This is a genomic window from Novosphingobium resinovorum (assembly GCF_027922145.1).
Lineage (GTDB): Bacteria > Pseudomonadota > Alphaproteobacteria > Sphingomonadales > Sphingomonadaceae > Novosphingobium > Novosphingobium resinovorum.
In genome coordinates, this window is record NZ_BSFC01000024.1 from 146,677 (window position 1) to 170,615 (window position 23,939).

General features: G+C 64.7%; 21 protein-coding genes and 3 tRNA genes. 11 read left to right on the plus strand and 13 right to left on the minus strand.

Features of this window, described 5'->3' with window-relative positions:
- Window positions 1–42: 42 nt before the first annotated feature.
- Window positions 43–360, plus strand: a complete 318-nt coding sequence (locus PKE80_RS15605; protein WP_271183292.1) for a PilZ domain-containing protein — start codon at window positions 43–45, stop codon at window positions 358–360.
- Window positions 361–509: 149 nt separating this feature from the next.
- Here the strand turns inward: PKE80_RS15605 and PKE80_RS15610 are convergent.
- The 8 genes from PKE80_RS15610 to PKE80_RS15645 all read right to left on the minus strand — a co-directional run bounded on the left by PKE80_RS15610 (window position 510) and on the right by PKE80_RS15645 (window position 6,698).
- Window positions 510–585, minus strand: a tRNA-Lys gene (locus PKE80_RS15610).
- 26 nt (window positions 586–611) lie between these two features.
- Window positions 612–687, minus strand: a tRNA-Lys gene (locus PKE80_RS15615).
- Between the two features lie 25 nt (window positions 688–712).
- Window positions 713–788 (minus strand) — tRNA-Lys (locus tag PKE80_RS15620).
- A 102-nt stretch (window positions 789–890) separates the two neighbouring features.
- The gene (rodA, locus tag PKE80_RS15625) at window positions 891–2,003 is read right to left on the minus strand and encodes a rod shape-determining protein RodA (protein ID WP_008831883.1); all 1,113 of its coding nucleotides are present in this window, start codon (window positions 2,001–2,003) and stop codon (window positions 891–893) included.
- Window positions 2,000–4,102, minus strand: a complete 2,103-nt coding sequence (mrdA, locus tag PKE80_RS15630; RefSeq protein ID WP_271183293.1) for a penicillin-binding protein 2 — start codon at window positions 4,100–4,102, stop codon at window positions 2,000–2,002. Before mrdA ends, rodA begins: the two co-directional genes overlap by 4 nt.
- 10 nt (window positions 4,103–4,112) lie before the next feature.
- Entirely contained in the window at window positions 4,113–4,661 is a 549-nt protein-coding gene (locus tag PKE80_RS15635; protein WP_271183294.1) for a rod shape-determining protein MreD, read from the minus strand.
- Between the two features lie 2 nt (window positions 4,662–4,663).
- Window positions 4,664–5,548 (minus strand): rod shape-determining protein MreC, encoded by an 885-nt coding sequence (locus PKE80_RS15640; protein WP_008831880.1) that lies wholly within the window; start codon window positions 5,546–5,548, stop codon window positions 4,664–4,666.
- Window positions 5,549–5,651: 103 nt separating this feature from the next.
- Entirely contained in the window at window positions 5,652–6,698 is a 1,047-nt protein-coding gene (locus PKE80_RS15645; protein WP_008831879.1) for a rod shape-determining protein, read from the minus strand.
- Window positions 6,699–6,958: 260 nt separating this feature from the next.
- Here PKE80_RS15645 and mutL point away from each other — a divergent pair, with 260 nt between their 5' ends.
- Window positions 6,959–8,767 carry a DNA mismatch repair endonuclease MutL gene (gene mutL / locus PKE80_RS15650; protein ID WP_271183295.1) on the plus strand — a complete coding sequence of 603 codons (1,809 nt, stop codon included), beginning with the start codon at window positions 6,959–6,961 and terminating at the stop codon, window positions 8,765–8,767.
- Between the two features lie 254 nt (window positions 8,768–9,021).
- Here the strand turns inward: mutL and PKE80_RS15655 are convergent, their stop codons facing one another.
- A complete protein-coding gene (locus tag PKE80_RS15655; RefSeq protein ID WP_271183296.1) occupies window positions 9,022–9,687 on the minus strand; it encodes a carbonic anhydrase in 666 nt (221 codons plus the stop codon).
- A 96-nt stretch (window positions 9,688–9,783) separates the two neighbouring features.
- Here PKE80_RS15655 and lipA point away from each other — a divergent pair, with 96 nt between their 5' ends.
- Window positions 9,784–10,743 carry a lipoyl synthase gene (lipA, locus tag PKE80_RS15660; RefSeq protein ID WP_271183297.1) on the plus strand — a complete coding sequence of 320 codons (960 nt, stop codon included), beginning with the start codon at window positions 9,784–9,786 and terminating at the stop codon, window positions 10,741–10,743.
- 4 nt (window positions 10,744–10,747) lie between these two features.
- Complete coding sequence (locus PKE80_RS15665; RefSeq protein ID WP_008828555.1) at window positions 10,748–11,194, plus strand: type II toxin-antitoxin system RatA family toxin; 447 nt, start codon at window positions 10,748–10,750, stop codon at window positions 11,192–11,194.
- Between the two features lie 131 nt (window positions 11,195–11,325).
- Here the strand turns inward: PKE80_RS15665 and PKE80_RS15670 are convergent, their stop codons facing one another.
- The 3 genes from PKE80_RS15670 to PKE80_RS15680 are packed head-to-tail and all read right to left on the minus strand — an operon-like array spanning window position 11,326 to window position 13,580.
- Window positions 11,326–11,826 carry a CinA family protein gene (locus PKE80_RS15670; protein WP_271183298.1) on the minus strand — a complete coding sequence of 167 codons (501 nt, stop codon included), beginning with the start codon at window positions 11,824–11,826 and terminating at the stop codon, window positions 11,326–11,328.
- Between the two features lie 2 nt (window positions 11,827–11,828).
- Window positions 11,829–12,374: a hypothetical protein gene (locus tag PKE80_RS15675; protein WP_271183299.1), complete on the minus strand. Its 546-nt coding sequence runs from the start codon at window positions 12,372–12,374 to the stop codon at window positions 11,829–11,831.
- 27 nt (window positions 12,375–12,401) lie between these two features.
- Window positions 12,402–13,580: a bifunctional 2-C-methyl-D-erythritol 4-phosphate cytidylyltransferase/2-C-methyl-D-erythritol 2,4-cyclodiphosphate synthase gene (locus PKE80_RS15680; RefSeq protein ID WP_271183300.1), complete on the minus strand. Its 1,179-nt coding sequence runs from the start codon at window positions 13,578–13,580 to the stop codon at window positions 12,402–12,404.
- 80 nt (window positions 13,581–13,660) lie between these two features.
- On the opposite strand from PKE80_RS15680, the gene dusB reads away from it, so the two are divergent.
- From dusB to hflX, 7 genes are all read left to right on the plus strand, one after another.
- The gene (dusB, locus tag PKE80_RS15685) at window positions 13,661–14,692 is read left to right on the plus strand and encodes a tRNA dihydrouridine synthase DusB (RefSeq protein WP_271183301.1); all 1,032 of its coding nucleotides are present in this window, start codon (window positions 13,661–13,663) and stop codon (window positions 14,690–14,692) included.
- A complete protein-coding gene (locus PKE80_RS15690; RefSeq protein WP_271183302.1) occupies window positions 14,689–15,807 on the plus strand; it encodes a two-component system sensor histidine kinase NtrB in 1,119 nt (372 codons plus the stop codon). The genes dusB and PKE80_RS15690 overlap by 4 nt, the downstream gene beginning before the upstream one ends.
- Window positions 15,804–17,231 carry a sigma-54-dependent transcriptional regulator gene (locus PKE80_RS15695; RefSeq protein WP_271183303.1) on the plus strand — a complete coding sequence of 476 codons (1,428 nt, stop codon included), beginning with the start codon at window positions 15,804–15,806 and terminating at the stop codon, window positions 17,229–17,231. Before PKE80_RS15690 ends, PKE80_RS15695 begins: the two co-directional genes overlap by 4 nt.
- A 111-nt stretch (window positions 17,232–17,342) precedes the next feature.
- Entirely contained in the window at window positions 17,343–19,538 is a 2,196-nt protein-coding gene (locus PKE80_RS15700; protein WP_271183523.1) for a sensor histidine kinase, read from the plus strand.
- Between the two features lie 30 nt (window positions 19,539–19,568).
- Complete coding sequence (gene ntrX, locus PKE80_RS15705; protein WP_271183304.1) at window positions 19,569–20,966, plus strand: nitrogen assimilation response regulator NtrX; 1,398 nt, start codon at window positions 19,569–19,571, stop codon at window positions 20,964–20,966.
- A 147-nt stretch (window positions 20,967–21,113) separates the two neighbouring features.
- On the plus strand, window positions 21,114–21,713 hold the full coding sequence (gene hfq / locus PKE80_RS15710) for an RNA chaperone Hfq (protein WP_271183305.1): 600 nt from the start codon (window positions 21,114–21,116) through the stop codon (window positions 21,711–21,713).
- Between the two features lie 16 nt (window positions 21,714–21,729).
- Window positions 21,730–23,124 (plus strand): GTPase HflX, encoded by a 1,395-nt coding sequence (gene hflX, locus PKE80_RS15715; RefSeq protein ID WP_271183306.1) that lies wholly within the window; start codon window positions 21,730–21,732, stop codon window positions 23,122–23,124.
- A gap of 37 nt (window positions 23,125–23,161) precedes the next feature.
- On the opposite strand, the gene mazG is transcribed toward hflX, so the two are convergent.
- Window positions 23,162–23,935 (minus strand): nucleoside triphosphate pyrophosphohydrolase, encoded by a 774-nt coding sequence (gene mazG / locus PKE80_RS15720; RefSeq protein WP_271183307.1) that lies wholly within the window; start codon window positions 23,933–23,935, stop codon window positions 23,162–23,164.
- Window positions 23,936–23,939 lie beyond the last annotated feature (4 nt).

The following is a 23,939-nucleotide window of genomic DNA, read 5'->3' on the forward strand; positions in this document are numbered from 1 at the left end:
TTCTGATTGCTAGGGACGCCTGGGCAAGCAGAAGAGGTCACCATGCTCCCTGAAGTGAACGATCGACTGGCAGGGCGCCGCGCGGTGCTTATGCAGGCGCGCTGCCGCAAGTCGAGCTGGCATGTCTTCCCGGTCGAACTGAGTGACATCTCGCAGGGGGGCTGCAGCATCGTCGGCAGCGCCGAAATTTTTGTCCGCGATGAACCGATCCAGCTGCGAATTGCGAACTTCAAACCCATCGCAGCACACGTGCGTTGGCTGAAAGGCAACAAGGTCGGTGTCGAGTTTCGCAGTGCGCTTGCCGGCAAATTGATCGAAGAATTGGGGCGAGCTTACGGGATCCCGATCCGCACGGGATAGTGTGCGGATCCGGCAGGAGCAGTCAGTTGCCCGCGGGTCTTGCTGCCAAGCGTAGCTAGCCTTGGCGCATCCATGGCCTCTTGGTTATGGGGTGCGTTAGCTGCGTTCCTCGTGAGAAAACGATGGTTGCATCAGTTTGGAGTGGAGGGTGGTGGACGCACTTGGGCTCGAACCAAGGACCCGCTGATTAAGAGTCAGCTGCTCTACCAACTGAGCTATGCGTCCCCACGGGTGTCCGCAGGATTGGTATATGGTGGACGCACTTGGGCTCGAACCAAGGACCCGCTGATTAAGAGTCAGCTGCTCTACCAACTGAGCTATGCGTCCCCACATGGTCTTCGCGGAAACAGGATGGTGGACGCACTTGGGCTCGAACCAAGGACCCGCTGATTAAGAGTCAGCTGCTCTACCAACTGAGCTATGCGTCCACGCTACCTGTCCTCGAAGGGCCTTGCGGCCCCGCCGGTCGGCGGCGGAGAGGTCCCTATAACGGCAGATTTTTACATTGGAAGCGAAAACTTGAAAAAGTTTCAGCCGAGTGAGCCTCTGCCCTGATTCCAACGGTTTACCGCCATGATCGTGCCCAGGCAGATCATGTTGGTGAGCATGGAGGTGCCGCCGTGGCTCATGAAGGGCAGGGGAATTCCGACCACCGGCGCAAGGCCCATGACCATCATCAGGTTGATCATCACGTAGAAGAACATCGTCGCGGTCATGCCCGCCGCCAGCAGGCTGGAGAAGCGGTCGGGCGCGCGACGGGCGACGCCCATGCCCCAGCCGATCACGACGGTGAACACGAAGAGGACGAACAGCCCGCCCATCAGACCCCACTCTTCCGACATGGTCGCGAAGACGAAGTCGGTGTGGGGTTCGGGCAGGTACTGCAGGTGGCTCTGCGTGCCGTTGCCGAAGCCCTTGCCGAAGATGCCGCCCGAGCCGATCGCGATCTTGGACTGCGTGATGTGATAGCCGGTGCCGAGCGGGTCGCCCTCCGGATCCATGAACACCAGCACGCGGTTACGCTGGTAATCGTGGAGCAGCGTGAAGAATGCGATCGGGGCGATGACCATCATGGCACCGCCCGCGCCCAGGAACCACCACAAGGGAAGCCCCGCGAGGAACATCGTCACCACGCCGCCGAAGCATACGGCGGTGGCGGTGCCCAGGTCGGGCTGGATCAGCACGAACAGCGCCGGAACGCCGATCAGCACGCCCGCCGGGACGAGCCCGCGCCAGCTGGCGGTCATGGCGTGCGGCAGCGTCTCGTAGAAGCGCGCGAGCACGAGGACGATCGCGGGTTTCATCAGCTCCGACGGTTGCAACGACATGAAGCCGAGGTTGAGCCAGCGCTGGCTGCCGCCGCCGACCGCGCCGATCAGTTCGACGAGGACCAGCAGGATCAGGATCGCGCCGTAGATGGGATAGGCAGCCATCCGGAACAGGTTGCGGCTCATCCGGGCGATGACCATGGCCATGACCAGGAACACGCAGAAGCGTACCACATGGCTGAGCGCATAAGGCTGCAGGCTGCCGCCGGCTGCCGAGTAGAGCACCGCCGCGCCGAGTCCGACGAGCCCGCAGAGCGGGATGATCATCTGCCAGGGCTGGCGCGAGATCGCCTCGGGAACGATGGAGCGGCTCATTGCGGCGATCCTCCGGCCCCGGGCGAAGTCGCGGGCGTAGCGGTAGGCGAGGGCGCCGGTGCCGGTCGATCGGCCTCGTCGGCAGGCTCGGGCGCGGGCGACTGCGCCTCGCTGATGGGCTGGCGTGGGTCGTCGGGCTGGTCGGCGCCCTGCAGCTTGCGGCGCTCCTCTTCCGGCGAAACCTTGGGAGCGCCGACCCCGTACTGCGCGGAATAGGCGCGGAAGCGGGCGTCGAGGCGCTCCTTGGCGGTGCCGCCCCACTTCGTCTCGAGTTCGGTGAGGACTTCCATGCCCTTCTCCTTGTCGAAGATGTAGGTCAGCACGTCGCGCGCGATCGGATAGGCCGCGCCGGAACCGCCGCCGTGCTCGACGACCACGGAGCAGGCATAGCGCGGGTTATCGGCAGGGGCGAAGCAGATGAAGTGCCCGTGGTCGCGGTGCTTCCACAAGCCGCCTTTGCCGTTGCCGACGTTGAGGCCGACGACCTGCGCCGTACCGGTCTTTCCCGCCAGCTTGATGTCGGGGAACGGCAGGCGTGCGTGAGGGGCCGATCCGGGGCCGTTGGCGACGTCGGACATGGCCTGCCGGATATAGGCGAGATGCTCCTCGGGCACGCCGAGGGATGCCTGCTTCTCATGCTCGTGGCCGTGGATCAGCCTGGGCATGATGATCCGCCCGCTGGCGATGCGCGAGGCCTGGATTGCCTGCTGCAGCGGATTCACGAGGAAGTAGCCCTGTCCGATCGTGGCATTGACCGTGTCGAAGGTCTGCCATTGCTTGTCGTACTTCTTGAGCTTCCAGGCAGGGCTCGGGACCGTACCGTAGGACTGGCCCGCGACCGGCAGCGGGAACTCCTGACCAAGGCCGAGCCGCTTCGCCATGGCCGCGATCGGATCCATGCCGATGCGCTGGGCGAAGTGGTAGAAGTAGACGTCGCAGCTCTGGTAGATGCCCTTGGCCATGTTGACCTGGCCGTGGCCGCGCCGCTGCCAGCAGTGGAACACGCGGTTGCCCACCCGCAGGCCGCCGCCGCAGAAGACGCTTTCGTTTGGATCGAGCCCGGCCTCCATGAACGACAGCGCCACCATCGGCTTGACCGTGGAGCCCGGCGGATAGAGCCCGCGCAGCACCTTGTTGCGCAGAGGCACGTGGTCGTCGTCCGACAGCATCTTCCATTCGAGGCGGCCGATGCCGTCGGAAAAGCTGTTGGGGTCGAAGCTGGGCATCGACGCCATCGCGAGCACGTCGCCGGTCTGGCAGTCCATCACGACGACGGCGGCCGACTCGGGGCCGATGCGCCGGGCCGCGTAGTCCTGGATCGCGGCGTCGATGGTCGTCTTGATGGTCTTGCCCGGAACATCCTCGCGCGTGTCGAGGTCGCGCACGATGCGGCCCGAGGCGGTCACCTCGACGCGCCGCGCGCCGGGAGTGCCGCGCAGATCCTTCTCGTAAAATTTCTCGAGCGCGTCCTTGCCCAGCTTGTAGCCGGGCGTGAGCAGGACGGGGTCGTGGTCCTTCTCGTACTCCTCGGCCGAGGCGGCGCCGACGTAGCCGATGAGGTGGCCCACAGAGGGGCCAGTAGGGTAGAAGCGCGAGTAGCCGCGCTGGGTGACCACGCCGGGAAGGTCCGGCAGGCGCACGCTGACCGAGGCGAAACGCTCCCAATCCAGGCGGGATGCGACCTCGACAGGCGCGAACCCGTGCGAGCGGTCCAGCTTGTCCTGCAGGTCCTGCATCGCGATCGGCGTGAGCGACAGCAGCTTGCCGAGTTCGGCGATGGTGCGCTCGGGATCGCTCATCCGCTCGGGGATCACGTCGACCCGGAAGTCGGCGCGGTTGGAGGCGAGGGGCTGGCCGTGGCGGTCGAGAATCCAGCCGCGACGCGGCGGGATCAGCGACAGGTTGACGCGGTTGCTCTCCGCCTTGAGCTTGTACTTCTCGTTCTCGAAGACCGAGAGGTACGTCATGCGCGCGGCGAGCAGGCAGCCGATGCCGCCCTGGATGCCGCCGACGACGATGGTGCGCCGGTCGAAGCTGTTGCGCAGGGTGCCGTTGGTGACGTGCGGGGCGCGGATCAGACGCCTGAAATTGAACTTCATGAGCTGGACTTCATCGCATGACCACGAAGGGGGTCAGGCGAAGGCGATCCATCAAGGCCACGAAGCGGCCGACGAGCGGGTAGATAATCACGGAAATCACGATCTGGGGCACGATCACATTGAGGGGGGCGCAAGCACCGGCGATGTTCGACACGCCGAGGCAGAGCACGATATACGCCACGATGAGGCCGATCGCCACCAGCCACTCGGTCAGGAAGTTGCGCCAGGGCAGACGTGTCTCGACATGGTCCAGAACGATCGTCGACAAGGACCACAGCAGCACGGCGGTGCCGAACGGCGATCCCGAGAACAGGTCGTCGAACAGGCCGAGCGGGAGTCCGGCCCACATCGGCATCAGGCCGGGGCGCAACTGCCGCCAGGCGATGAACATCAGGAAGCCCAGCGGGGGCAGGACGGGCGCCGACGCGATCAGCACCCAGCCCGGCGCCAGCGATCCCAGCATTACCGTCAGCCACGGAACCCCGCCCGCGATCGTACGCGAGGGCTTGCGGTTGATCCTCTGCTTTACGACCGTGTCGTTGCCGGACAGCAGCGGCACGATCACTCGCTCCCGGGCGCGGGTTCGGCGGGAGGCGGCGGGGGCGGCGGTGCCCAGGCGCGCTCGACGACGACGTAATCGGTGTCGGACGGGTTGCTCAGGACCCGCGCCATCGCACCGTCGCGCAGCAGTTCGGTTATGACCGCCAGCGGTGTGCCGGGGCGATAGAGTCCCCCCGAGCCGGAGGTGACCATCACGTCACCCTTGCGCAGCGGATTGAGGCCGAGGTTGACGAGTCGGATGCGGATCGTGCCGTCGCCGTGTCCTTGCGCAAAGGCGGGCACGCCGTCGCGCGCGCGGCGCACCGGGACGATGCTTTCGGTATCGGTGATGAGCAGCACGCGCGCGCTCGACATGCCGACTTCGAGGACGCGCCCGACGAGGCCCATCGGCGAACGGACGGGCATGCCCTTTACCACGCCCTTGTCGGTCCCCGCGCCCAGCGTCGCGAAGCGGCGGGTGCTGGCGCCGGTGGAACTGACCAGCCGCGCATAGGCGACCGGTCGCCCATCGTCCTCGCGCAAGTCGAGCAACTGCTTGAGGCGGCGGTTCTCGGTTTCGGTGGCCTGCGCCCGCGCGATGCGCACCTTGGCTTCGGCCAGTTCGCGTTCCAGCCGGGCATGCTCGCGTCCCGAGAGGAAGAAGCCACCGATCTCCGCCATGAAGTCCTTGCCAGCGCGCCGCCCGCCGGCGGTCGCCTGCGCAGGCGACTCCGTCAGGTCCGAAGCGGCACCGCGCAGCGCCGAAAACGCATTCGGATTGACCATGGAGACGACGAGCAGACCCAATCCCACCACCGCGCCGAGCACGCCGGCGGTGTACTGGAAGAACGTCGAATATTGCGCCCTGCGCGAAAAGCCGGAGCGCCGATTGGCTGGCGGTGCCATGCGCCATGCACTCCTGTCATTCCCGCGCGGCGGTCCGGTGCAGGATATCCGCCGCGCTTTTCAAGGAGCCCGCACCTCGCACGGCGCGTTGCTCCCTATTCGATCAGGCGGACATCAGGACGCCGCGATAGATCGGGTCTTCCATCGCGCGGCCGGTGCCGAGCGCGACGCAGGACAGCGGATCTTCCGCGACGCTGACGGGCAGGCCGGTTTCTTCGCGCAGATAATCGTCGAGACCCTGGATCAGGGCGCCGCCGCCGGTCAGGACGATGCCCTGGTCGACGATGTCGGCGGCGAGTTCCGGCGCCGTGTTCTCGAGCGCGATGCGCACGCCTTCGATGATCTGTCCGATCGGTTCGGCCAGAGCCTCGGCGATGTTCGCCTGGCTGATGGTGATTTCTTTCGGCACGCCGTTGACGAGATCGCGGCCCTTGATGTGGATCGTCTCGCCGATGCCGTCGGCCGGCATGATGGCGATACCATAGTCCTTCTTGATGCGCTCTGCCGTGGCGTCGCCGATCAGCAGGTTGTGGTGACGGCGGACATAGGAGACGATCGACTCGTCCATCTTGTCACCGCCCACGCGCACCGAAGTGGTGTAGGCGAGGCCGCGCAGCGAGAGCACCGCGACTTCGGTGGTGCCGCCGCCGATGTCGACGACCATCGAGCCGACCGGTTCGGTGACGGGCATGTCGGCGCCGATCGCCGCGGCCATCGGCTCGAGGATCAGGTAGACTTGGCTGGCACCCGCGTTGCTGGCGGCGTCGCGAATGGCGCGGCGCTCCACCGAGGTCGATCCCGAGGGAACGCAGATCACGATCTCGGGGTAGCGGAACAGGTTCTTCTTGCCGTGCACCTTGCGGATGAAGTGCTTGATCATCTCTTCCGCGATTTCGATGTCGGCGATGACGCCGTCGCGCAGCGGGCGGATGGCCTCGATGTTGTCAGGGGTCTTGCCCATCATCATCTTGGCATCGTCACCGACGGCCTTGACCTTCTTCACGCCGTTCAGGGTTTCGATGGCAACGACGGAAGGTTCGTTCAGCACGATTCCGCGATCTTGTACGTAGACCAGCGTATTAGCTGTGCCGAGGTCGATCGCCATGTTCTGGGAGCCGAGTTTGAAGAATCGCGAGAAGGGGCCGGCCATCTAAAATCCGTTTCTTACCAATCGTTTGCCGAATCACTCTCGACATCGACGACCGGGGGTTGCGGGTAGGAGGGCTCCCCTTAGCCCATCGATTCGCGAAAGGCCAAAATTTTGTTCCCGATTCCGGGGGGAAACGCTCATCGCCCGTCTCGAATTAGCGCCGTTTCGTCGCTAGTTTGACCTGCTGCCGCACGATGCGTCCATGACGCCTTCAACGTTCGCATTTTGTCGAGAAGCCCCCAATCTTTGTCGAGACCCTGATGCCCACGATCCGCCGCTTGCCCGAACACCTCGTCAACCGCATCGCCGCCGGCGAAGTGGTCGAACGGCCGGCGTCCGCGCTCAAGGAACTGGTCGAGAACGCCATCGATGCGGGCTCCACGCAGATCACCGTGAGGATCGCCTCGGGCGGCCTCGACATGATCGAGGTGACCGACGACGGCTGCGGCATGCGCCCTGACGAGATCGCGCTGGCTCTGGAGCGCCACGCGACCTCCAAGCTGCCCGACGAGGCGATCGAACTGGTGGCGACGCTCGGCTTTCGGGGGGAAGCGCTTCCCTCGATCGGGTCGGTCGCGCGGCTGACTATCGAGAGCCGTCCGCACGATGCTGACGAGGGTTGGAAGCGCGTGGTCGATCACGGCATGGTCACCGTGGATGCGCCCGCTGCGCTGCCGCCGGGAACGCGCATCCGGGTCGAGGATCTCTTCGGCAAAGTGCCTGCGCGGCGCAAGTTCCTGCGCTCGCCGCGCTCGGAATACGCGGTCTGCCTCGATGTCGTGCGCCGTCTAGCCATGGCGCGGCCCGATGTCGGCTTCGTGCTGGAGCATGACGGGCGCCGCACCATCTCTGTACAACCGCGCGAGGAACTGGCGGCCCGCGTCGCCCGCCTCGTCGCGCGTGAGCTTGCCGAAGACGGCGTGGTCATCGAGGCCGAGCGCGGAACGGCGCGGCTTACCGGGGTGGCGGGCCTGCCGACCTACAACCGCGGCGTGGCGGATCACCAGTACTTGTTCGTCAATGGGCGTCCGGTGCGCGACAAGCTGCTCGTCGGCGCGGTGCGCGGTGCCTACTCCGATATGCTGGCGCGCGATCGCCATGCGGTGCTGGCCCTGTTTCTTGAGATTCCACCTGAGGAAGTGGACGTAAACGTCCATCCCGCCAAGACCGAGGTGCGCTTTCGCGATCCGGCCTTCGTACGTGGTTTCCTGGTCGGCGCGCTGCGGCATGCGCTGGAGGGGGCAGGGCAGAAGAGCGCGCAGCCGCCTCAGGCCGCCGCGATGAACATGTGGCAGGTCGAGCCGGTTGCGCCCGCACCCTCGATCGGCTCGCTGTTCGCGCGCGAATATTCTGCGCCGCGCAGTGACTACCAACCCTCGCGCGTTTCGGAGACGGGCACGGCGTGGCGCTCCTACGAGGCCGAGGTCATGGCCCAGCCCGCCGCGCGCGCCGAAGCGGCCGAAGACGCGAGCGAGGAAGCGCTGCGCTATCCGCTTGGCGTCGCACGCGGGCAGGTGGCGGGGACCTACATCGTCGCCGAAGCGCAAGATGGTCTCGTTATCGTCGACCAGCATGCCGCGCATGAGCGACTCGTGCTGGAAAAGCTCAAGGCAGCGGGCGCCGAAGAGGCGATGAACCGATCGCAGGCGCTGCTGCTGCCCGAAGTCGTCGAAATCGAGGAAGGCGCCTGCGATGCGCTGGAAGACAAGCTCGCAGACCTTGCCCGGCATGGCCTCGTCCTCGAACGCTTCGGACCGGCGGCGATGCTGGTGCGTGCGGTGCCATCAGTGCTGTCTAAAAGCGACGTCGGTGCTTTGGTGCAGGACGTAGCGGACGACCTGGCGTGCAATGGTGATGCTCTGCTGCTGGGGGAGAAGCTCGATCTCGTTCTGGCGACAATGGCCTGCCACGGTTCGGTGCGGGCTGGGCGCTCATTGTCGGTCGCGGAAATGAATGCGTTGTTGCGCGAAATGGAGCGCACGCCGCGCTCCGGCCAATGTAATCATGGCCGCCCTACTTGGGTGAAATTATTGCACGGCGATATAGAAAAGCTGTTCGGCCGGAAGTGAGGCCGCAAGCAATGGCTGCTTTAGCCTCATTGCGCTCGCTCCCGCCATATGGATTTTCTGTTGGCGATGCGAGAACGCCCCCCCTTCGATTATTAGATCATGGTTGTTAGGGTGTTATCTCGTCTCTGTTACCCAAGGCGTGTTTTAACTGCGCTGACCTTCGGCTTGGCATGCATCGGCCGAAAGGTGCCGAAGGTCAGCGTCTCGATGAGGGGTAGGTCGGTGCAGGAGCCGTTCCTGACCGTCCGCTGCAGTCACGTCACCGGCGCAAACTCGCCGCTAGTTTCGTCCAAAAGATGCAGGACGCCATCGGAAATTGCGAAGAATGCGCCACGCAGCTTGAGATCGCCCCGGGCGACCTTGCTTTTGACGCAGGGGAAAGTCATCAGGTTCTCGAGACTGACCTTGACCGCCGCCTGCTCCATCGCGCGCTCGGCGGTGCGGCCCGTGGTGCCATGCTCGTGCGCGACAGGCACGCGGGCTTCGTCCAGCATCGAGATCCAGTCGGCCACGAAACCACCGTGTCCGATCTCCGCGTCCTTGAGGTCCTGCGTCAACGCCGCCTTACAGCCGCCGCACAGGCCGTGGCCCATCACGACCACTTCCTTGACCTTGAGCACCTGCACCGCGAATTCCAGCGCGGCCGAGACGCCGTGGTGGCCGGGCGTCGTCTCGAACGGCGGCACCAGCGCGGCGACGTTGCGCACCACGAAGATCGTGCCGGGATCGACGTCGAAGATCTGGCTGGGATCGACGCGGCTGTCGGAGCAGGCGATGACCATGACCTCGGGCGACTGCCCCTGGCCCAGTTCGTCCCAGCGCGCGCGGTTGGCGCTCCAGCCGGTGCCGCGGAAACGGCGATAACCCTCGATCAGATGGTTCAGCACGCGGTCGTTGGATTCGGGGCTCTGATTAGTCATGGGGGTGGGCTCCGTTGCTGTTTTTCGAACTGATGGTTCGCCATACGCCGGATATTCGGGCTGGCAAGGTTGCGTGCATATGACTATCTGGACGGCATGAACGATCTCTCCTCCGTACCGGTTCCGGAAGAAGCCCCCGCCCGTCAGCGCAAGCCCGACTGGATTCGCGTCAAGGCGCCGACCAGCAAGGGCTACGGCGAGACGCGCCAGCTGATGCGCGATCTCAAGCTCAACACTGTGTGCGAGGAAGCCGCCTGCCCGAACATCGGCGAGTGCTGGACGAAGAAGCACGCGACCGTGATGATTCTGGGCGACACCTGCACCCGCGCTTGCGCGTTCTGCAACGTCAAGACCGGCATGCCCGGCCGCGTCGATGCGGCGGAGCCGGACAACGTCGCCGAGATGGTGCTGAAGACGGGCCTCGAGCACATCGTCGTCACCTCGGTAGACCGCGACGATCTTCCGGACGGCGGCGCCAGCCAGTTTGTCAAGGTGATCCAGGCGGTGCGCGCGGCCTCGCCCGCAACTACGATCGAAATCCTGACGCCCGACTTCCGCAACAAGATGCAGCGCGCGGTCGAGTCGATCGTCCAGGCGCGCCCGGACGTCTACAACCATAACCTCGAGACGGTGCCCCGCCTCTACCCGACCATCCGCCCCGGCGCGCGCTACTACGCCTCGCTGCGGCTGCTGGAGGAAGTGAAGCGCCACGATCCGTCGATCTTCACCAAGTCCGGCATCATGCTCGGCCTCGGCGAAGAGCGTCTGGAAGTCCATCAGGTGATGGACGACATGCGCTGCGCCGACATCGACTTCCTGACCATGGGTCAGTACCTGCGCCCGACGCCCAAGCATGCCGAGGTGAAGGAATTCGTCACCCCGCAGGCGTTCAACGCCTACGGTGCGATCGCGCGGGCCAAAGGCTTCCTGCAGGTGGCGTCCTCGCCGCTGACGCGTTCGAGCTATCATGCCGGCGATGACTTCGCCCAGATGAAGGCCGCGCGCGACGCCAAGCTGGCCAAGATGCAGCCCGTGACGGCGACCTCCGGGGCCTGAACTCATGCCCGGCATTCATGAGACCAAGCGCCTGCCTTACAGCGCGGAGCAGATGTACGACCTCGTCGCCGACGTCGGCCGCTATCAGGAATTCCTGCCCTGGGTCGTCGCGACGCGGGTGAAGTCCGACGACGGCCGCGAGATGATCGCGGACATGCTGGTCGGCTTCAAGGCTCTGCGCGAAAAGTTCACCTCGCGCGTCGAGAAGGAGCGCCCGCGCGTCATCAAGGTCCACTACGTCGATGGTCCGATGCGCGATCTCGACAACGTCTGGACCTTCCATCCGGTCGACGAGACTTCGTGCGACCTTGAGTTCGACGTGAAGTTCACCTTCCGCAACCCGCTGTTCGAGAAACTGGCGGGGCAGTATTTCGACAAGGCATTCCGCAAGATGGTCGCCGCCTTCGAAACCCGTGCGGCGGAACTCTACGGTGTCGCGCAGGCGGGGTGAACCGTCGTCGTCCCGGACTTGATCCGGGACCGCTGGCCGTGAACGACCCCGCTCTCGCTGAAGCGCCCTGACGCGAGTTCCAGCCTGAAGACCGCCAGCGGTCCCGGATCAAGTCCGGGACGACGGGTGACTTACGGCAGCAGCAGTTCCAGAGCCACGATCGCTGCCTGGTGGCGGATTTCCGCCCGGGTCGTACCGTCCAGCAGCTTCTGCTCGGCGTTGACCTCCTCCTCGCCGCGCCGGGCGCAGGCGAAGACCACGGTGCCGACCGGCTTCATCTCGCTGCCGCCATCCGGCCCGGCGATTCCGCTGATCGCGACCGCGACGTCGGCCCGGCTCTTGCCGATCGCGCCCTGAGCCATGGCCCGGGCCGTCGCGGGAGAGACCGCGCCGAACGAATCGATGATGTCGGAGTGGACCCCCAGCATCTCCATCTTGGCTTCGTTCGAATAGGTGACGAAGCCGCGATCAAGCACCGCCGAGGAGCCCGGGATCTCGGTCAGCGCCGCGCAGACGAGGCCGCCTGTGCAGCTTTCGGCCACCGAAACCATGCGGCCGAGTGCCTTGTTCTCCTCGATCACCCTTTGGGCGAGCGCATAGAGGTCTTCCGGGAAGAAGGGATTCGCGGCCATCGTCAGTCCTTGCAAAGCGTCACTTTGCCGAGCTTCGGGTCGGCGCTGCCGGCCACATCCATGCTCAGCGCGATCAGTCCGGCGGTGTTCTCGGGCGGGAGGGGCGAGAGCAGGTCGATCGCGAGGTCCAGCTGCTTGCAGGACTTGGGCGCGATCCGCTGCGAGACGAAGCCCTCCACGAAAACGTCGGCCATCTGGCGCAGCGTGTCGTCGGGAAGGCCGGTCATCATGTTCGAGGACCCGCCGCCGCCCTGCGTATTGAGGGCCTTCAACAACGCGGGCTTGGCCTTGGGCCAGTAGCGGTCCTTCTGCGCGGCGTAGCGGGCGGCAAGGCCCGGTCCCTTGGTGCGCAGGAACGCATCGGCGGGCAGGGAGGGCGCGCAGCGCTTCGCGGTGCCGTTGATCGCCTGCGGCAAGGAATAGGCGATCAGCGAGGTCGCCTCGGCCTTGCTGATGCACATCGGCTCGGCCGCCATCGCGGCGCAGGGCGTCATGGCAAGCGCCAGGGCAAGGGTTCGCGGGCCAAGGATTGAAGACAGTCCACGCATGCAGGAAGTTCCTTTGCGCCCCAACAGTTATACCAGACCGACGCTGACCACCGCCTGCGCCGCGATCCCCTCGCGCCGCCCGGTGAAGCCGAGCTTCTCGGTCGTCGTTGCCTTCACGCTGATCGCGGCGATGTCAACGCCGAGTATGTCCGCAAGCCGTTCGCGCATGGCCTCGCGATGCGGGCCGATCTTAGGCGCTTCGCAGATGATCGTCACGTCGGCGTTGGCGAGGGCGTAGCCCTCATCGGCCACCAGTTTGCCCGCGTGGGCGAGGAAGCGGTCCGAAGCGGCGCCTTTCCACTGTGCGTCGCTGGGGGGGAAATGCTGGCCGATGTCCCCGGCGCCGATCGCGCCGAGCATCGCATCGACGAGCGCGTGGATCGCCACATCGGCGTCGCTATGGCCGGAGAGCCCATGCGTGTGCTCGATCCGTACGCCGCAGAGCCACAGTTCCTCGCCTTCCTCAAGGCGATGGACGTCGTAACCACTGCCGACGCGCACCAGCGGCTTCGAAGCGCCGAAATCGGCGGCGTAGGTGAGTTTGTGCAAGGTTTCGTCCCCTTCGACGAGTGCCACTTCCATGCCCCATGCCTGCGCGACTTGCGCATCGTCTCCGGCATTGGTGGGGCCGTCCCAGTCCCGGTGTGCGGCGAGCACTTCGGCGAAGTGGAAGGCCTGGGGCGTCTGGACCCGACGCAAGTCCTCGCGCCGGGCAGGGGCGCCCATGAGATCGCCCGCCGCATGCGTCAGGCTGTCGGCCACGGGCAGGACCGGAATCGCGCCTTTGTATGCGTCGAGAGCGATCAGCAGGCGTTCGATCACTTCGGCGGGAAGCAGCGGGCGGGCAGCGTCGTGGATCAGAACGCGGTCCGGTTCGGCGCCAGCCAAAACTTCCAGCCCGAGGCGCACCGATTCCTGCCGCGTTGCGCCGCCGGTGGTGAACTGCACGCCCGCAATTCCGGCCAGTACTTCACGGGCGACGGCTTGCGCGCCATCGGGAATGACCACCAGAATCGGCGCGCATCCGGCTGCCGCCAGCGCCTCGACCGAGTGTCGCACGACCGGCTTGCCGCGCCAGCGCGCGAACTGTTTCGGCACCGGCTGACCGGCGCGCAGGCCCTTGCCTGCGGCCACGACTAGCGCGGCAGTACGAATGCCAGTGCGATCACGGGGCGAATTCTGCGGCTCTGAGACGATTTGCGACATTGCCGATGCCGGTAATCGCTTGCCGCATTGAGGGCAATCCACTATGCGCTGCCTGTTTTTTAGGCAGCACTGCACGCATCATGACTCAATTGCCCAATCCTCCGGCACTCAAGCCAATCCAGGTCGGTCCGGTGACGATCGACTGCCCGGTCGTGCTCGCGCCGATGACGGGTGTTTCGGACCTGCCATTCCGCCGGATGGTGCGCGCCTTCGGGTCGGGCCTCAACGTCACCGAGATGATCGCCAGCCCCGCCGCGATCCGCGAGACGCGCGTGTCGCTGCAGAAGGCGATGTGGGACAAGGTCGAGGACCCGGTCTCAATGCAGCTGGTCGGCTGCGACCCTGAACAGATGGGCGAGGCCGCCAAGCTGGTCGAGGATCGCGGCGCCGCGATCATCGACATCAACATGGGCTGCCCGGTGCGCAAGGTCGTCAACGGCGACGCGGGCTCGGCGCTGATGCGGCAGGTGCCGCTGGCGACCAGGCTGATCGAGGCGACCGTCAAGGCGGTGAAGGTCCCGGTCACCGTCAAGATGCGCATGGGCTGGTGTCACGACAGCCTCAACGCCCCCGAACTCGCGCGGATCGCCGAGGATCTGGGCGCGAAGATGATCACCGTCCACGGCCGCACCCGCAACCAGATGTACAAGGGCGAGGCCGATTGGGCCTTCGTCCGCAAGGTCAAGGACGCGGTGTCGATCCCGGTCATCGTCAACGGCGACATCTGCACCGTGCACGATGCCGCGCAGGCGCTGGAGCAGTCCGGCGCGGACGGCCTGATGATCGGTCGCGGGTCCTACGGGCGTCCGTGGTTTCTCTCGCAAGTCATGCAGTGGTGGCGCGGCGAGGCGGTCTCGGCCGATCCCGACATTGCCGGGCAGTACGACATCATCCGTCGCCATTACGAGGACATGCTCGACCACTACGGCGCGGACACCGGCGTCCGGATGGCTCGCAAGCACCTTGGCTGGTACATCAAGGGCGTGCGCGGCTCGGCCGAGTTCAGGAATAAACTGAACTTCATCGCCGATCCTGCTGAAGTCCTTCGTGAAATCGATGAATTCTATGCTCCCTACCGCGGCACCGACGACAGTCAGCTCCGCGCCGCATGAGCCTGGACACCCGGACCGATTTGCCTGACGCCCGGCGGCTGCTGGCGAGCCTGCCGCATGCCGTGCTGCTGCTGGAGAACGGACGGACGATCGCCTGGCTCAACCCGGCGGCGGAGCAGTTCTTCGGCCAGTCCGCCCGGCGCCTCGTCGGGACGCGGCTGCGCGACATCATGTCGATCTCCGACCGCCGCCTGCTGGATCGGCTATCGGATTCCGAGGCGCCGGTCTCCGCACGCGAAATCGTGGTGCAGATCAAGGGCAAGGGCGCGCGGCGGATCGACATCAACGTCGGTCCGGTGGCTGACAGTCCCGGCTGGCAGGTCGTGTCGCTTCACGACAATTCCGCGTCCGAAGCGCTTGGCGACGACTCCGGTGGCCCTGACAACGCGGTCCTGCGCGGCCCCGAGATCATGGCGCACGAGATCAAGAACCCGCTCGCCGGCATTCGCGGCGCAGCGCAGCTTCTCGCGCGCAAGGTCGACGAACGCGACAAGGCGCTGACGGACCTCATTACCGGCGAGGTCGACCGCGTCGCGGGGCTTATCGAGCGGATGCAGAAGCTGAGCGGCCGCACGACGCCGCCGGTGGAACCGTGCAATCTCCACGAGGCAGCCCGCCGCGCCATCGACGTGCTCAACGCGGCCAAGGCGGAGAAGCCGGCGTTCCGTCTGGTCGAGGAGTTCGATCCCTCGCTGCCATCGGTGCTCGGCAGTCCCGACGGGCTGGTGCAGGTGATGATGAACCTGCTCTCCAACGCCGCCGATGCCTGCAAGCACGTCGCCGAGCCGCGCGTGATCATCCGCACCCGCTTCGCCAGCGGCTTGCAGCTTCACACCGGCGATGACGGTGCCCCGCTGCGCCTGCCGATCGAGGTTCGCGTCAGCGACAACGGCCCCGGCATCGATCCGGCCATGCGCGATCATATCTTCGAACCGTTCGTCACCACCAAGAAGTCGGGGCAGGGCCTCGGCCTGCCGCTGGTCCGCAAGCTGGTGCGCGACATGAACGGTCGCATCACCCACGACCGCGACGACGAGAATGGGCTGACGCACTTCCGCATTCACTTGCCGCTCGCCCGCGAGACGCGCAATCGCCCCCGGAGAAAGACGGCATGACGCAGAACGTGCTGCTGGTCGAGGACGACATGTCCATCGCCATCGTCATCACCGCCGCGCTCGAAGCGGAAGGGTTCGGCGTTTCGCACTGCGTCACCATCGCCGAGCGTGACCGGATGCTGGCGGATCGCGGGTTCGCGGCGCTCGTCACCGACGTGATGCTTCCGGACGGTGACGGGATCGAGACGATCGAGCGGGTCCGCGCGCTGCATCCGCACATGCCGATTGTGATTCTCTCGGCCCAGAACACGCTCGATACCGCCGTGCGCGCCACCGATACCGGCGCCTTCGAGTATTTCCCCAAGCCGTTCGACATCGACGAACTGGCGCGTACCGTGCGCCAGGCAGCCGGCACGGCGCAGGGCCTTGCCGCGGACGGCGAGGAGCCGGTCGCGGACGGTCTGCCTCTGGTCGGCCGCAGCGCCGCGATGCAGTCGGTGTTCCGCATGATCACCCGCGTCCTGCGTAACGACCTGACGGTGCTGATCCTGGGCGAATCCGGCACCGGCAAGGAACTTGTGGCCGAAGCGATCCATCAACTCGGCAATCGCCGCGAAGGCCCGTTCATCGCCGTCAACACCGCCGCGATCCCCGCCGAACTGATCGAGAGCGAACTGTTCGGGCATGAGAAGGGCGCCTTCACCGGCGCCGTCGCCCGCCATGTCGGCAAGTTCGAGCAGGCAGCGGGCGGCACCCTCTTCCTCGACGAAATCGGCGACATGCCGATGCAGGCGCAGACCCGCCTGCTGCGCGCCCTTCAGTCGGGCACCGTGCGGCGGGTCGGCGGCCGCGAGGAAATCCGCCTTGACACCCGCATCGTCGCCGCGACAAACAAGGACCTCGAGCCCGAAATCGCCGCCGGGCGCTTCCGCGAGGACTTGTATTACCGGCTCAACGTGGTGCCGATCCACATGCCGCCGCTGCGCGACCGCCGCGACGACATCGACGTGCTGGCCCGCCATTTCCTGCAGCACGCCGCCAACGAAGGCCTCCCGCGTCGCCAGTTGACGAAGGAAGCCGCAGATGTGCTGAGCCGCCAGCCCTGGCGCGGCAATGTGCGCGAGTTGAAGAACTTCATCTACCGCCTCGCCCTGCTGGCGCGCGAGGACGTGATCGATGCCGACGCGGTCTTGCCGCTGCTTGCGCAGGAAGCTTCCACGCCGGTCGAGGATGATGGCGCGTCCGGGGTTTTCGACATCGCCAGCGCCGTGGCTCAATGGCTGATCGCCAGTCGCCCGGCCAGCGGTACGATCTACGACAGCGCCATGGCTGCTTTCGAGCGACCGCTTTTTGCCGAGGTGCTCCGCGAGACGGCTGGAAACCAATTGCGTGCGGCGCAAGCGCTGGGGATTAATCGCAACACCTTGCGCAAGCGTCTCGCCGAACTTGCGCTCGATCCCGAGGAATTCGCTCGTCGTCCCTAGAAGGGCCTTCGTGGATTTGCTCTTGCAGCCGGGTTACACTCCTGTTGTAACAGCGCAACGATGAGTGAAGTTTCCGTCCAGAAGCGTGCCTGGCCCCGATGGTGGCGGCGAATGCAGGTTGCTGCGCGCCGGGCGAATTTCTTTGCGGTCATGGAAGTGCTGTCGGTCGTCGCTTTCCTGGCAATGACGGCGACCACATGGTTCGCGCTCAACGGTAGTGGAGACCGTCGCGAACTCCTGCCCTCGAACCTGACCGCGAGCCTGCTGGTTGGGACGTTGGTGCCCGCGATGGCGATCCTCGTGCTGCTCGGGCGACGCATGGCGCTGCGCCGGGCGGCCGAGCACGCGACCGGTGGCACCGGACAGATGCACGTGCGCCTCGTGTTCATCTTCTCCCTGATCGCTGCAATCCCGACCTTGCTGGTAGTGGTCTTCGCATCCTGGCTGTTCCAGTCAGGCGTCGAGTTCTGGTTTTCCGACAGTTCGCGGGGCCTGCTGGAAAATGCCAACAAGCTGGCGCGGGGTTACTATGAACAGACGCTGCGTGACGTGGGCTACGAGTCGGTGGCGATGGCAACCGACTCGCGCGAAGAACTGAGCCGCAGTCCCGTCGCAAGCCGCGAGTTCCAGGCATTTCTCTCTTTTCACGTCATTCGCCGGAACCTGAGCGGCGCCGCGATCATCCAGATCGACGCTAGCGGAGAGCAACGTACGCCGATCATCGTCGATCCGGACGGTGTTGCGGAGAACAACCGTATCAGCAAGGACGGTCTCGAAAGGCTCGACAAGGGCGAGCCTTATGTCGTCAGCGCGAAAGACAACCGCATCGTAGCCGCTGCCCCGATCGAGCGATCATCGGGGGTCTATCTTCTCGTCGTGCGCAGTTCTGACCTCCTTTCATTGAGCCAGGGCGAGCGGGCCGAGAACATCGTCCAGGCATACGAAGTCCTCACCAATCGCGCGCGGGTGCTGCAGTTGCGTTTCAACGTCGCGCTGTTCGTGGCGTCGCTGGCGCTCGTCGGCTTGTCCGTTTGGTTTGCCCTGCGTTTCGCTGATAGGCAGGTCGAGCCGTTGTACCAGCTCGTGGATGCCGCTCGTCGAGTGGGGGCGGGTAACTATGCCCTGCGGATCGAAGGACGGACCGGTGCCGACGAGATCGGCCTGCTCAACCGCGCCTTCAATCGCATGACTGCGCAGATCGACAAGCAGACGCAGGCCTTGCTCGGCGCGAACCGGCAGTTGCACGAGCGCAGCGTCTTCATCGAGGCCGTACTGGAGTCGGTCACCTCTGGTATCATCTCGCTCGACGGTGAGGGACGGATACTGCTGCTGAATTCGACGGCCCAGAAGCTATTGACCAATCGACCGGAAGATGTGCCCGAAGGCATGCCCATAGCGGAACTAGCACCCTCGATTGCCGCCCTGGTGGAGCAGGGCATGACGGGCGGCATCGTCCAGTACAATCGCGGCGGCGACCTCCTGACCCTTACCGTCAAGACGAGCCGCGATGCCACCGGTCACGTCATCACCTTCGAAGATATTACCCGCCAACTTCTCGACCAGCGCACTGCCGCATGGTCGGACGTGGCACGGCGCATCGCCCACGAGATCAAGAACCCGCTCACCCCGATACAGCTGGCGACAGAGCGCCTCAGTCGTCGCTATCGCAAGCAGATTACCGACAATCCCGAGCTGTTCGAGGACCTGACCAGAACGATCATCCGGCAGGTCGGGGACCTTCGCAAGATGGTCGACGAGTTTTCATCGTTCGCTCGCCTCCCAAAGCCGGTATTCCGGACCGAGGATCCTGTCGCGCTTACGCGCCAGGCCCTGTTCCTCCAGGAAGTAGCGCGCCCGGACATCGACTTCCGTTTCGCCTCAGAGCGCGACATTCGGGTCATCGACTGCGACCGGCATCAATTCGGTCAGGCAATGACAAATGTTCTCAAGAATGCGATCGAAGCCACTGAAGCAAAAGCCAAAGAGGCAGACGAAAAGTATCGCGGTGCAATCGCAGTTGAGGTCGTCGAGCAACACGAGTCGATTCTCGTACGGGTCACCGACAATGGCATCGGCCTTTCGCAAGACAAGGAGCGACTGATCGAACCTTACGTGACTACACGGGAGAAGGGCACCGGGCTCGGCTTGGCGATCGTTAACAAGATCATCGAAGAACACGGCGGTGAAATGACCTTCACCGCCGCGCAAGGGGGGGGCACCACGGTCACCATGCGCTTCGCGCATGACCCGCTGGCCCAGGAAGCAACCAGTTCGGCATCGGTCCGCAAACCGGAAGCCGCGCAATGATCCGTTTTTCCAGCACGAAGAAGATGGCCCATGGCACTTGATATTCTGATCGTCGACGACGAGCGCGACATCCGCGAACTGGTCGCCGGCGTGCTGAGCGACGAAGGTTACGAATGCCGCACGGCAGGCGACAGCGACGCAGCGTTGGCAGCGGTCGATGCCCGGCGGCCGTCACTGGTGCTGCTCGACGTGTGGCTCCACGGCAGCCCGATGGACGGCCTTGAAATCCTGGATGCGATCAAGGCGCGCGAGCCGGAGTTGCCGGTCATCATCTTCTCGGGCCATGGCAACATCGACACCGCCGTCGCGGCGATCAGCCGCGGTGCGGTGGACTTCATCGAAAAGCCTTTCGAGGCGGAGAAGCTCCTTCACCTCGTTGGCCGCGCTACCGAGACCGAGCGCTTGCGCCGAGAGAACGCGCAGCTGCGTCAGGGCGTGTCCATGGGCGAGGAGTTCACCGGTTCCAGCGGCGTCATCAACCAGGTTCGCGCGACGCTCAAGCGCGTTGCCAATACCGGTAGCCGCCTGCTCATTACTGGTCCCGCCGGATCGGGCAAGGAAGTCGCGGCGCGTCTGCTCCACGCCTGGAGCCCGCGCGCGGGCAACGCTTTCGTCAGCGTCAACTCTGCCCGCATCACGCCCGAGCGCTTCGAACAGGAACTGTTTGGCGAGGAAGCGGACGGTACGCTGATTCGTTCGGGCCTGCTCGAAAGCGCCGATGGCGGTACGCTCTATTTCGATGAAGTGGCCGATATGCCGGCTTCGACACAGGCGCGTATCCTGCGGGTTCTGACCGACCAGGCGTTCGTGCGCGTTGGTGGTACCCGCCAGATTCGCGTCGATGTGCGCGTGGTTTCCTCGACTTCGCGCGATCTGGAAAAGGAAATCGCTGAACGCCGATTCCGTGAGGATCTGTTCTACCGCCTCAACGTCGTGCCGATCTCCATCCCGGCGCTGCGTGAACGTCGTGATGACATTCCCGCATTGATCGACCATTTCTTCGCTCGCTATGCCAACGAACAGGGCGTGTCGCCTCCACAGGTGAGCGGCGAGGCGATGACCGCGCTTCAGGCTTACGAGTGGCCCGGCAACGTGCGGCAGCTTCGCAACGTGGTCGAACGCACCGTGATCATGGCCCCGCGTGAGAAACTCGCGAAGATCGAAGCGGACATGCTGCCGCCGGAAATCTTCAACAGTCGGGGCGGGGCTGATGCAGGCGTGACCGTGATGATGAGTGCACCCTTGCGCGAAGCGCGAGAGAGCTTCGAGCGGGAGTATCTGCGTGTCCAGATTCGGCGCTTTTCCGGCAATATCTCCAAGACCGCCGCATTCATCGGGATGGAGCGTTCCGCCCTCCACCGCAAGCTGAAGCTGCTGGGCATGTCCGAGCGTCGCGAGGACGAGACAGACCTCGACGAGACTATCTGATTTGCTGTAACATTTTTGCTACAAAAACCCCGTTTACTGCATTGCAGCAAATGGGTAGTTTCCGATTCGAGAACGGCCCGCGCCAATGGCGGGACCAGATCGCGGACCGCATGCATGGGCGGCCGCCAAAAAGAAGGAGAATACAACATGGCTGGTCGTACCCTTTCCGCGCGTCCTAAAGCTACGCCGGAACCTGAGGCTGAAGAGGCTTCGCCGCCCGCTACCACCGCGCCTGCATCCGTCCCGGCTTCCACTGGCGCGTCGACGGGGAAGGGTGGTCAGAATCTGCAGGACCAGTTCCTGAACCTGCTTCGTAAGAACAAGACCCCGGTCACCATGTTTCTCGTCAAGGGCGTGAAACTGCAGGGTATCGTCACCTGGTTCGATAACTTTTCGATCCTGCTGCGCCGTGATGGGCAGTCGCAGCTTGTCTACAAGCACGCGATCTCGACGATCATGCCGTCGACACCGGTCGATGCACGCCAGTTCGGCAATGGTCCGGAAAATGCCAAGAAGCAGCGTGTGCTGCAGGACGTCTTCCTTTCCAGCATCCGCAACGCCGGCGTGCAGGTGACGATGTTCCTCATCAACGGCGTCATGCTGCAGGGCCGTGTTGCCGCTTACGACCTTTTCTGCATGCTGCTCGAGCGCGAAGGCTACGTGCAGCTGGCCTACAAGCATGCGGTTTCAACGATTCAGCCCGTGACTCCTGTCGATCTTCAGGCGCATGAAGAAGCAGACGACTGAGAGAAGCTGAATCAACTTGAACGATGAACTGAAGGGCGAGGTCACGCGCGGTGCGCGTGCCCTCGTCGTCTATCCGCAGATGAAGGGTTTCAGGGGCGATCGGAGCGATCTGGACCCGGCAGCCCGCCTTGAAGAAGCGAAGGGCTTGGCCCTCGCTATCGGTCTCGAGGTGGTCGAGGCGATGGCCATCGTCATACGCGAGGCGCGCCCAGGTACGCTGTTCGGCGAAGGCCAGATCCAGAACATTGCGACCGCATGTACCCTCGAGGAAGCGGAGCTGATAATCGTCGATGGTTCGCTGTCTGCAATCCAGCAGCGCAACCTCGAAGAAAAGCTCAAGCGCAAGGTTATCGACCGCACGGGGCTGATCCTCGAGATCTTCGGTGAGCGTGCGGCAACCGCTGAGGGCCGCCTGCAAGTGGAGCTCGCACACCTCGACTACCAGGCGGGCCGCCTCGTTCGCAGTTGGACTCACCTCGAGCGCCAGCGCGGCGGCTTCGGCTTCCTCGGCGGTCCCGGCGAAACGCAGATCGAGGCCGACCGTCGTATGATTCGCGACCGCATGGCCAAGATCCGCCGCGAACTGGAGCAGGTGCGCCGCACGCGCGGGCTCCACCGGGATCGGCGTGAGAAGGCGCCGTGGCCGGTAATCGCGCTCGTCGGCTATACCAATGCAGGTAAGTCGACGCTGTTCAACCGGCTGACCGGTGCAGGCGTCATGGCCGAGAACCTTCTGTTCGCCACGCTCGATCCGACCATGCGGGCGATCCGCATGCCGGGTCTCGAAAAGGCGATCCTGTCAGATACCGTGGGTTTCATCTCCGACCTTCCGACGGAGTTGATCGCCGCTTTCCGTGCGACGCTGGAGGAAGTGACCGCCGCGGACGTTATTCTGCATGTGCGCGACATCGCCAATCCTGACACGGAGGCGCAGAAGCGCCAGGTGCTCGATGTACTGGCCGACCTCGGCGTGATCCAGCCGCCGCTCGACGATCGCAAGCAGCGTCAGGCTCCCGCCCTCGACTGGTCGGACGACGAACCCGAAGACGAGCCGGAACCGCAAGTGCCGATCATCGAGGTCTGGAACAAGTGGGACTTGCTCGGCCCTGACCAGGCGCACGAACTTCGCGACGTCGCCGTGCACAGGGAAGGGGAGGTCATCATCCCCGTCTCGGCGCTGACCGGAGAGGGTTGTGAGGCACTTCTTGAGATCGCGAGCCGCAACCTGACGCGCGATTCGAAGCTCTACAGCTTTATCTTGCCAGTCGCTGACGGCCAACGCTTCGCATTCCTTCACGCGCGCGGCGAAGTGGTGTCCGAAGAAGATGCTGGCGAAGGTGAGCAGGGGCCTCAGATGAGGCTTGAAGTACGCTTGTCGGAGCGGGAATTCGGGCGCTTCATGGCGCTTTGAGTGCCGCTATGGTAGCGTCATGTGCCGTGATGCGCGTTTATTCGGCGCGCTTCACGGCCTGCCAGTAACCTTCCTGTTCTTCCAGGGAAAGTGCGGCGAAATCGCGGTTTTCCTGGGCCGAGAGGGTCTCCATCGCGCGGAACCGGCGCTCGAACTTGGCGTTCGCGGCGCGCAGCGCATCCTCGGGCGCGATTCCGTTCAAACGCACGAGATTAACCGCTGCGAACAGCAGATCGCCGGCTTCCTCCAGCCGTTCCGCAGCCCCGGCTTCAGCGAGTTCCTGCATTTCCTCGCGCACCTTGTCCGCGGCTCCGCTCGGATCGGGCCAGTCGAAACCAACCCGCGCCGCACGCTTCTGGAGCTTTTCGGCCCGCATCAGAGCCGGAAGCGAGAGTGCGACGCCGTCGATTGCGCTGGTCGCTCCCTTGGCGACGCGCTCGCTGGCTTTGAGCTTTTCCCAGCGATCAATCTGCGCATCGTCAGAAACGTCGTCACCGAAGATGTGCGGGTGGCGGGCCTCCAATTTGTCCGAGATTGCGGCGGCGACATCGCCAAAAGCGAAATGCCCGAGTTCTTCTGCCATGCGCGCATGAAACACGACCTGTAGCAGCAGGTCGCCAAGTTCTTCGCGCAGGGACGAAAGATCGTCATGCGCGATGGCTTCGGCGACTTCGTAGGCTTCCTCGATCGTATATGGTGCGATCGTCGCGAAAGTCTGCTCCTTGTCCCATTCGCAGCCGTCCTGCGGATCGCGCAGGCGGGCCATTATGGTCAGAAGGCGATCGATCTGCTGGTGTCGGTTCTGTGTCATACCT

What these genes read in the sequence shown, in the direction of transcription:
- lipA (WP_271183297.1), top strand. Translation starts at nt 9,784, where the DNA reads ATGAACGATCTCTCCTCCGTACCGGTTCCGGAAGAAGCCCCCGCCCGT.
- PKE80_RS15700 (WP_271183523.1), top strand. Translation starts at nt 17,343, where the DNA reads ATGCAGGTTGCTGCGCGCCGGGCGAATTTCTTTGCGGTCATGGAAGTG.
- mazG (WP_271183307.1), bottom strand. Translation starts at nt 23,935, where the DNA reads ATGACACAGAACCGACACCAGCAGATCGATCGCCTTCTGACCATAATG.
- PKE80_RS15655 (WP_271183296.1), bottom strand. Translation starts at nt 9,687, where the DNA reads ATGACTAATCAGAGCCCCGAATCCAACGACCGCGTGCTGAACCATCTG.
- PKE80_RS15645 (WP_008831879.1), bottom strand. Translation starts at nt 6,698, where the DNA reads ATGGCCGGCCCCTTCTCGCGATTCTTCAAACTCGGCTCCCAGAACATG.
- mrdA (WP_271183293.1), bottom strand. Translation starts at nt 4,102, where the DNA reads ATGAAGTTCAATTTCAGGCGTCTGATCCGCGCCCCGCACGTCACCAAC.
- hfq (WP_271183305.1), top strand. Translation starts at nt 21,114, where the DNA reads ATGGCTGGTCGTACCCTTTCCGCGCGTCCTAAAGCTACGCCGGAACCT.
- PKE80_RS15640 (WP_008831880.1), bottom strand. Translation starts at nt 5,548, where the DNA reads ATGGCACCGCCAGCCAATCGGCGCTCCGGCTTTTCGCGCAGGGCGCAA.
- PKE80_RS15695 (WP_271183303.1), top strand. Translation starts at nt 15,804, where the DNA reads ATGACGCAGAACGTGCTGCTGGTCGAGGACGACATGTCCATCGCCATC.
- dusB (WP_271183301.1), top strand. Translation starts at nt 13,661, where the DNA reads ATGACTCAATTGCCCAATCCTCCGGCACTCAAGCCAATCCAGGTCGGT.
- PKE80_RS15670 (WP_271183298.1), bottom strand. Translation starts at nt 11,826, where the DNA reads ATGGCCGCGAATCCCTTCTTCCCGGAAGACCTCTATGCGCTCGCCCAA.
- PKE80_RS15605 (WP_271183292.1), top strand. Translation starts at nt 43, where the DNA reads ATGCTCCCTGAAGTGAACGATCGACTGGCAGGGCGCCGCGCGGTGCTT.
- mutL (WP_271183295.1), top strand. Translation starts at nt 6,959, where the DNA reads ATGCCCACGATCCGCCGCTTGCCCGAACACCTCGTCAACCGCATCGCC.
- ntrX (WP_271183304.1), top strand. Translation starts at nt 19,569, where the DNA reads ATGGCACTTGATATTCTGATCGTCGACGACGAGCGCGACATCCGCGAA.
- PKE80_RS15665 (WP_008828555.1), top strand. Translation starts at nt 10,748, where the DNA reads ATGCCCGGCATTCATGAGACCAAGCGCCTGCCTTACAGCGCGGAGCAG.
- PKE80_RS15690 (WP_271183302.1), top strand. Translation starts at nt 14,689, where the DNA reads ATGAGCCTGGACACCCGGACCGATTTGCCTGACGCCCGGCGGCTGCTG.
- PKE80_RS15675 (WP_271183299.1), bottom strand. Translation starts at nt 12,374, where the DNA reads ATGCGTGGACTGTCTTCAATCCTTGGCCCGCGAACCCTTGCCCTGGCG.
- rodA (WP_008831883.1), bottom strand. Translation starts at nt 2,003, where the DNA reads ATGAGCCGCTCCATCGTTCCCGAGGCGATCTCGCGCCAGCCCTGGCAG.
- PKE80_RS15680 (WP_271183300.1), bottom strand. Translation starts at nt 13,580, where the DNA reads ATGTCGCAAATCGTCTCAGAGCCGCAGAATTCGCCCCGTGATCGCACT.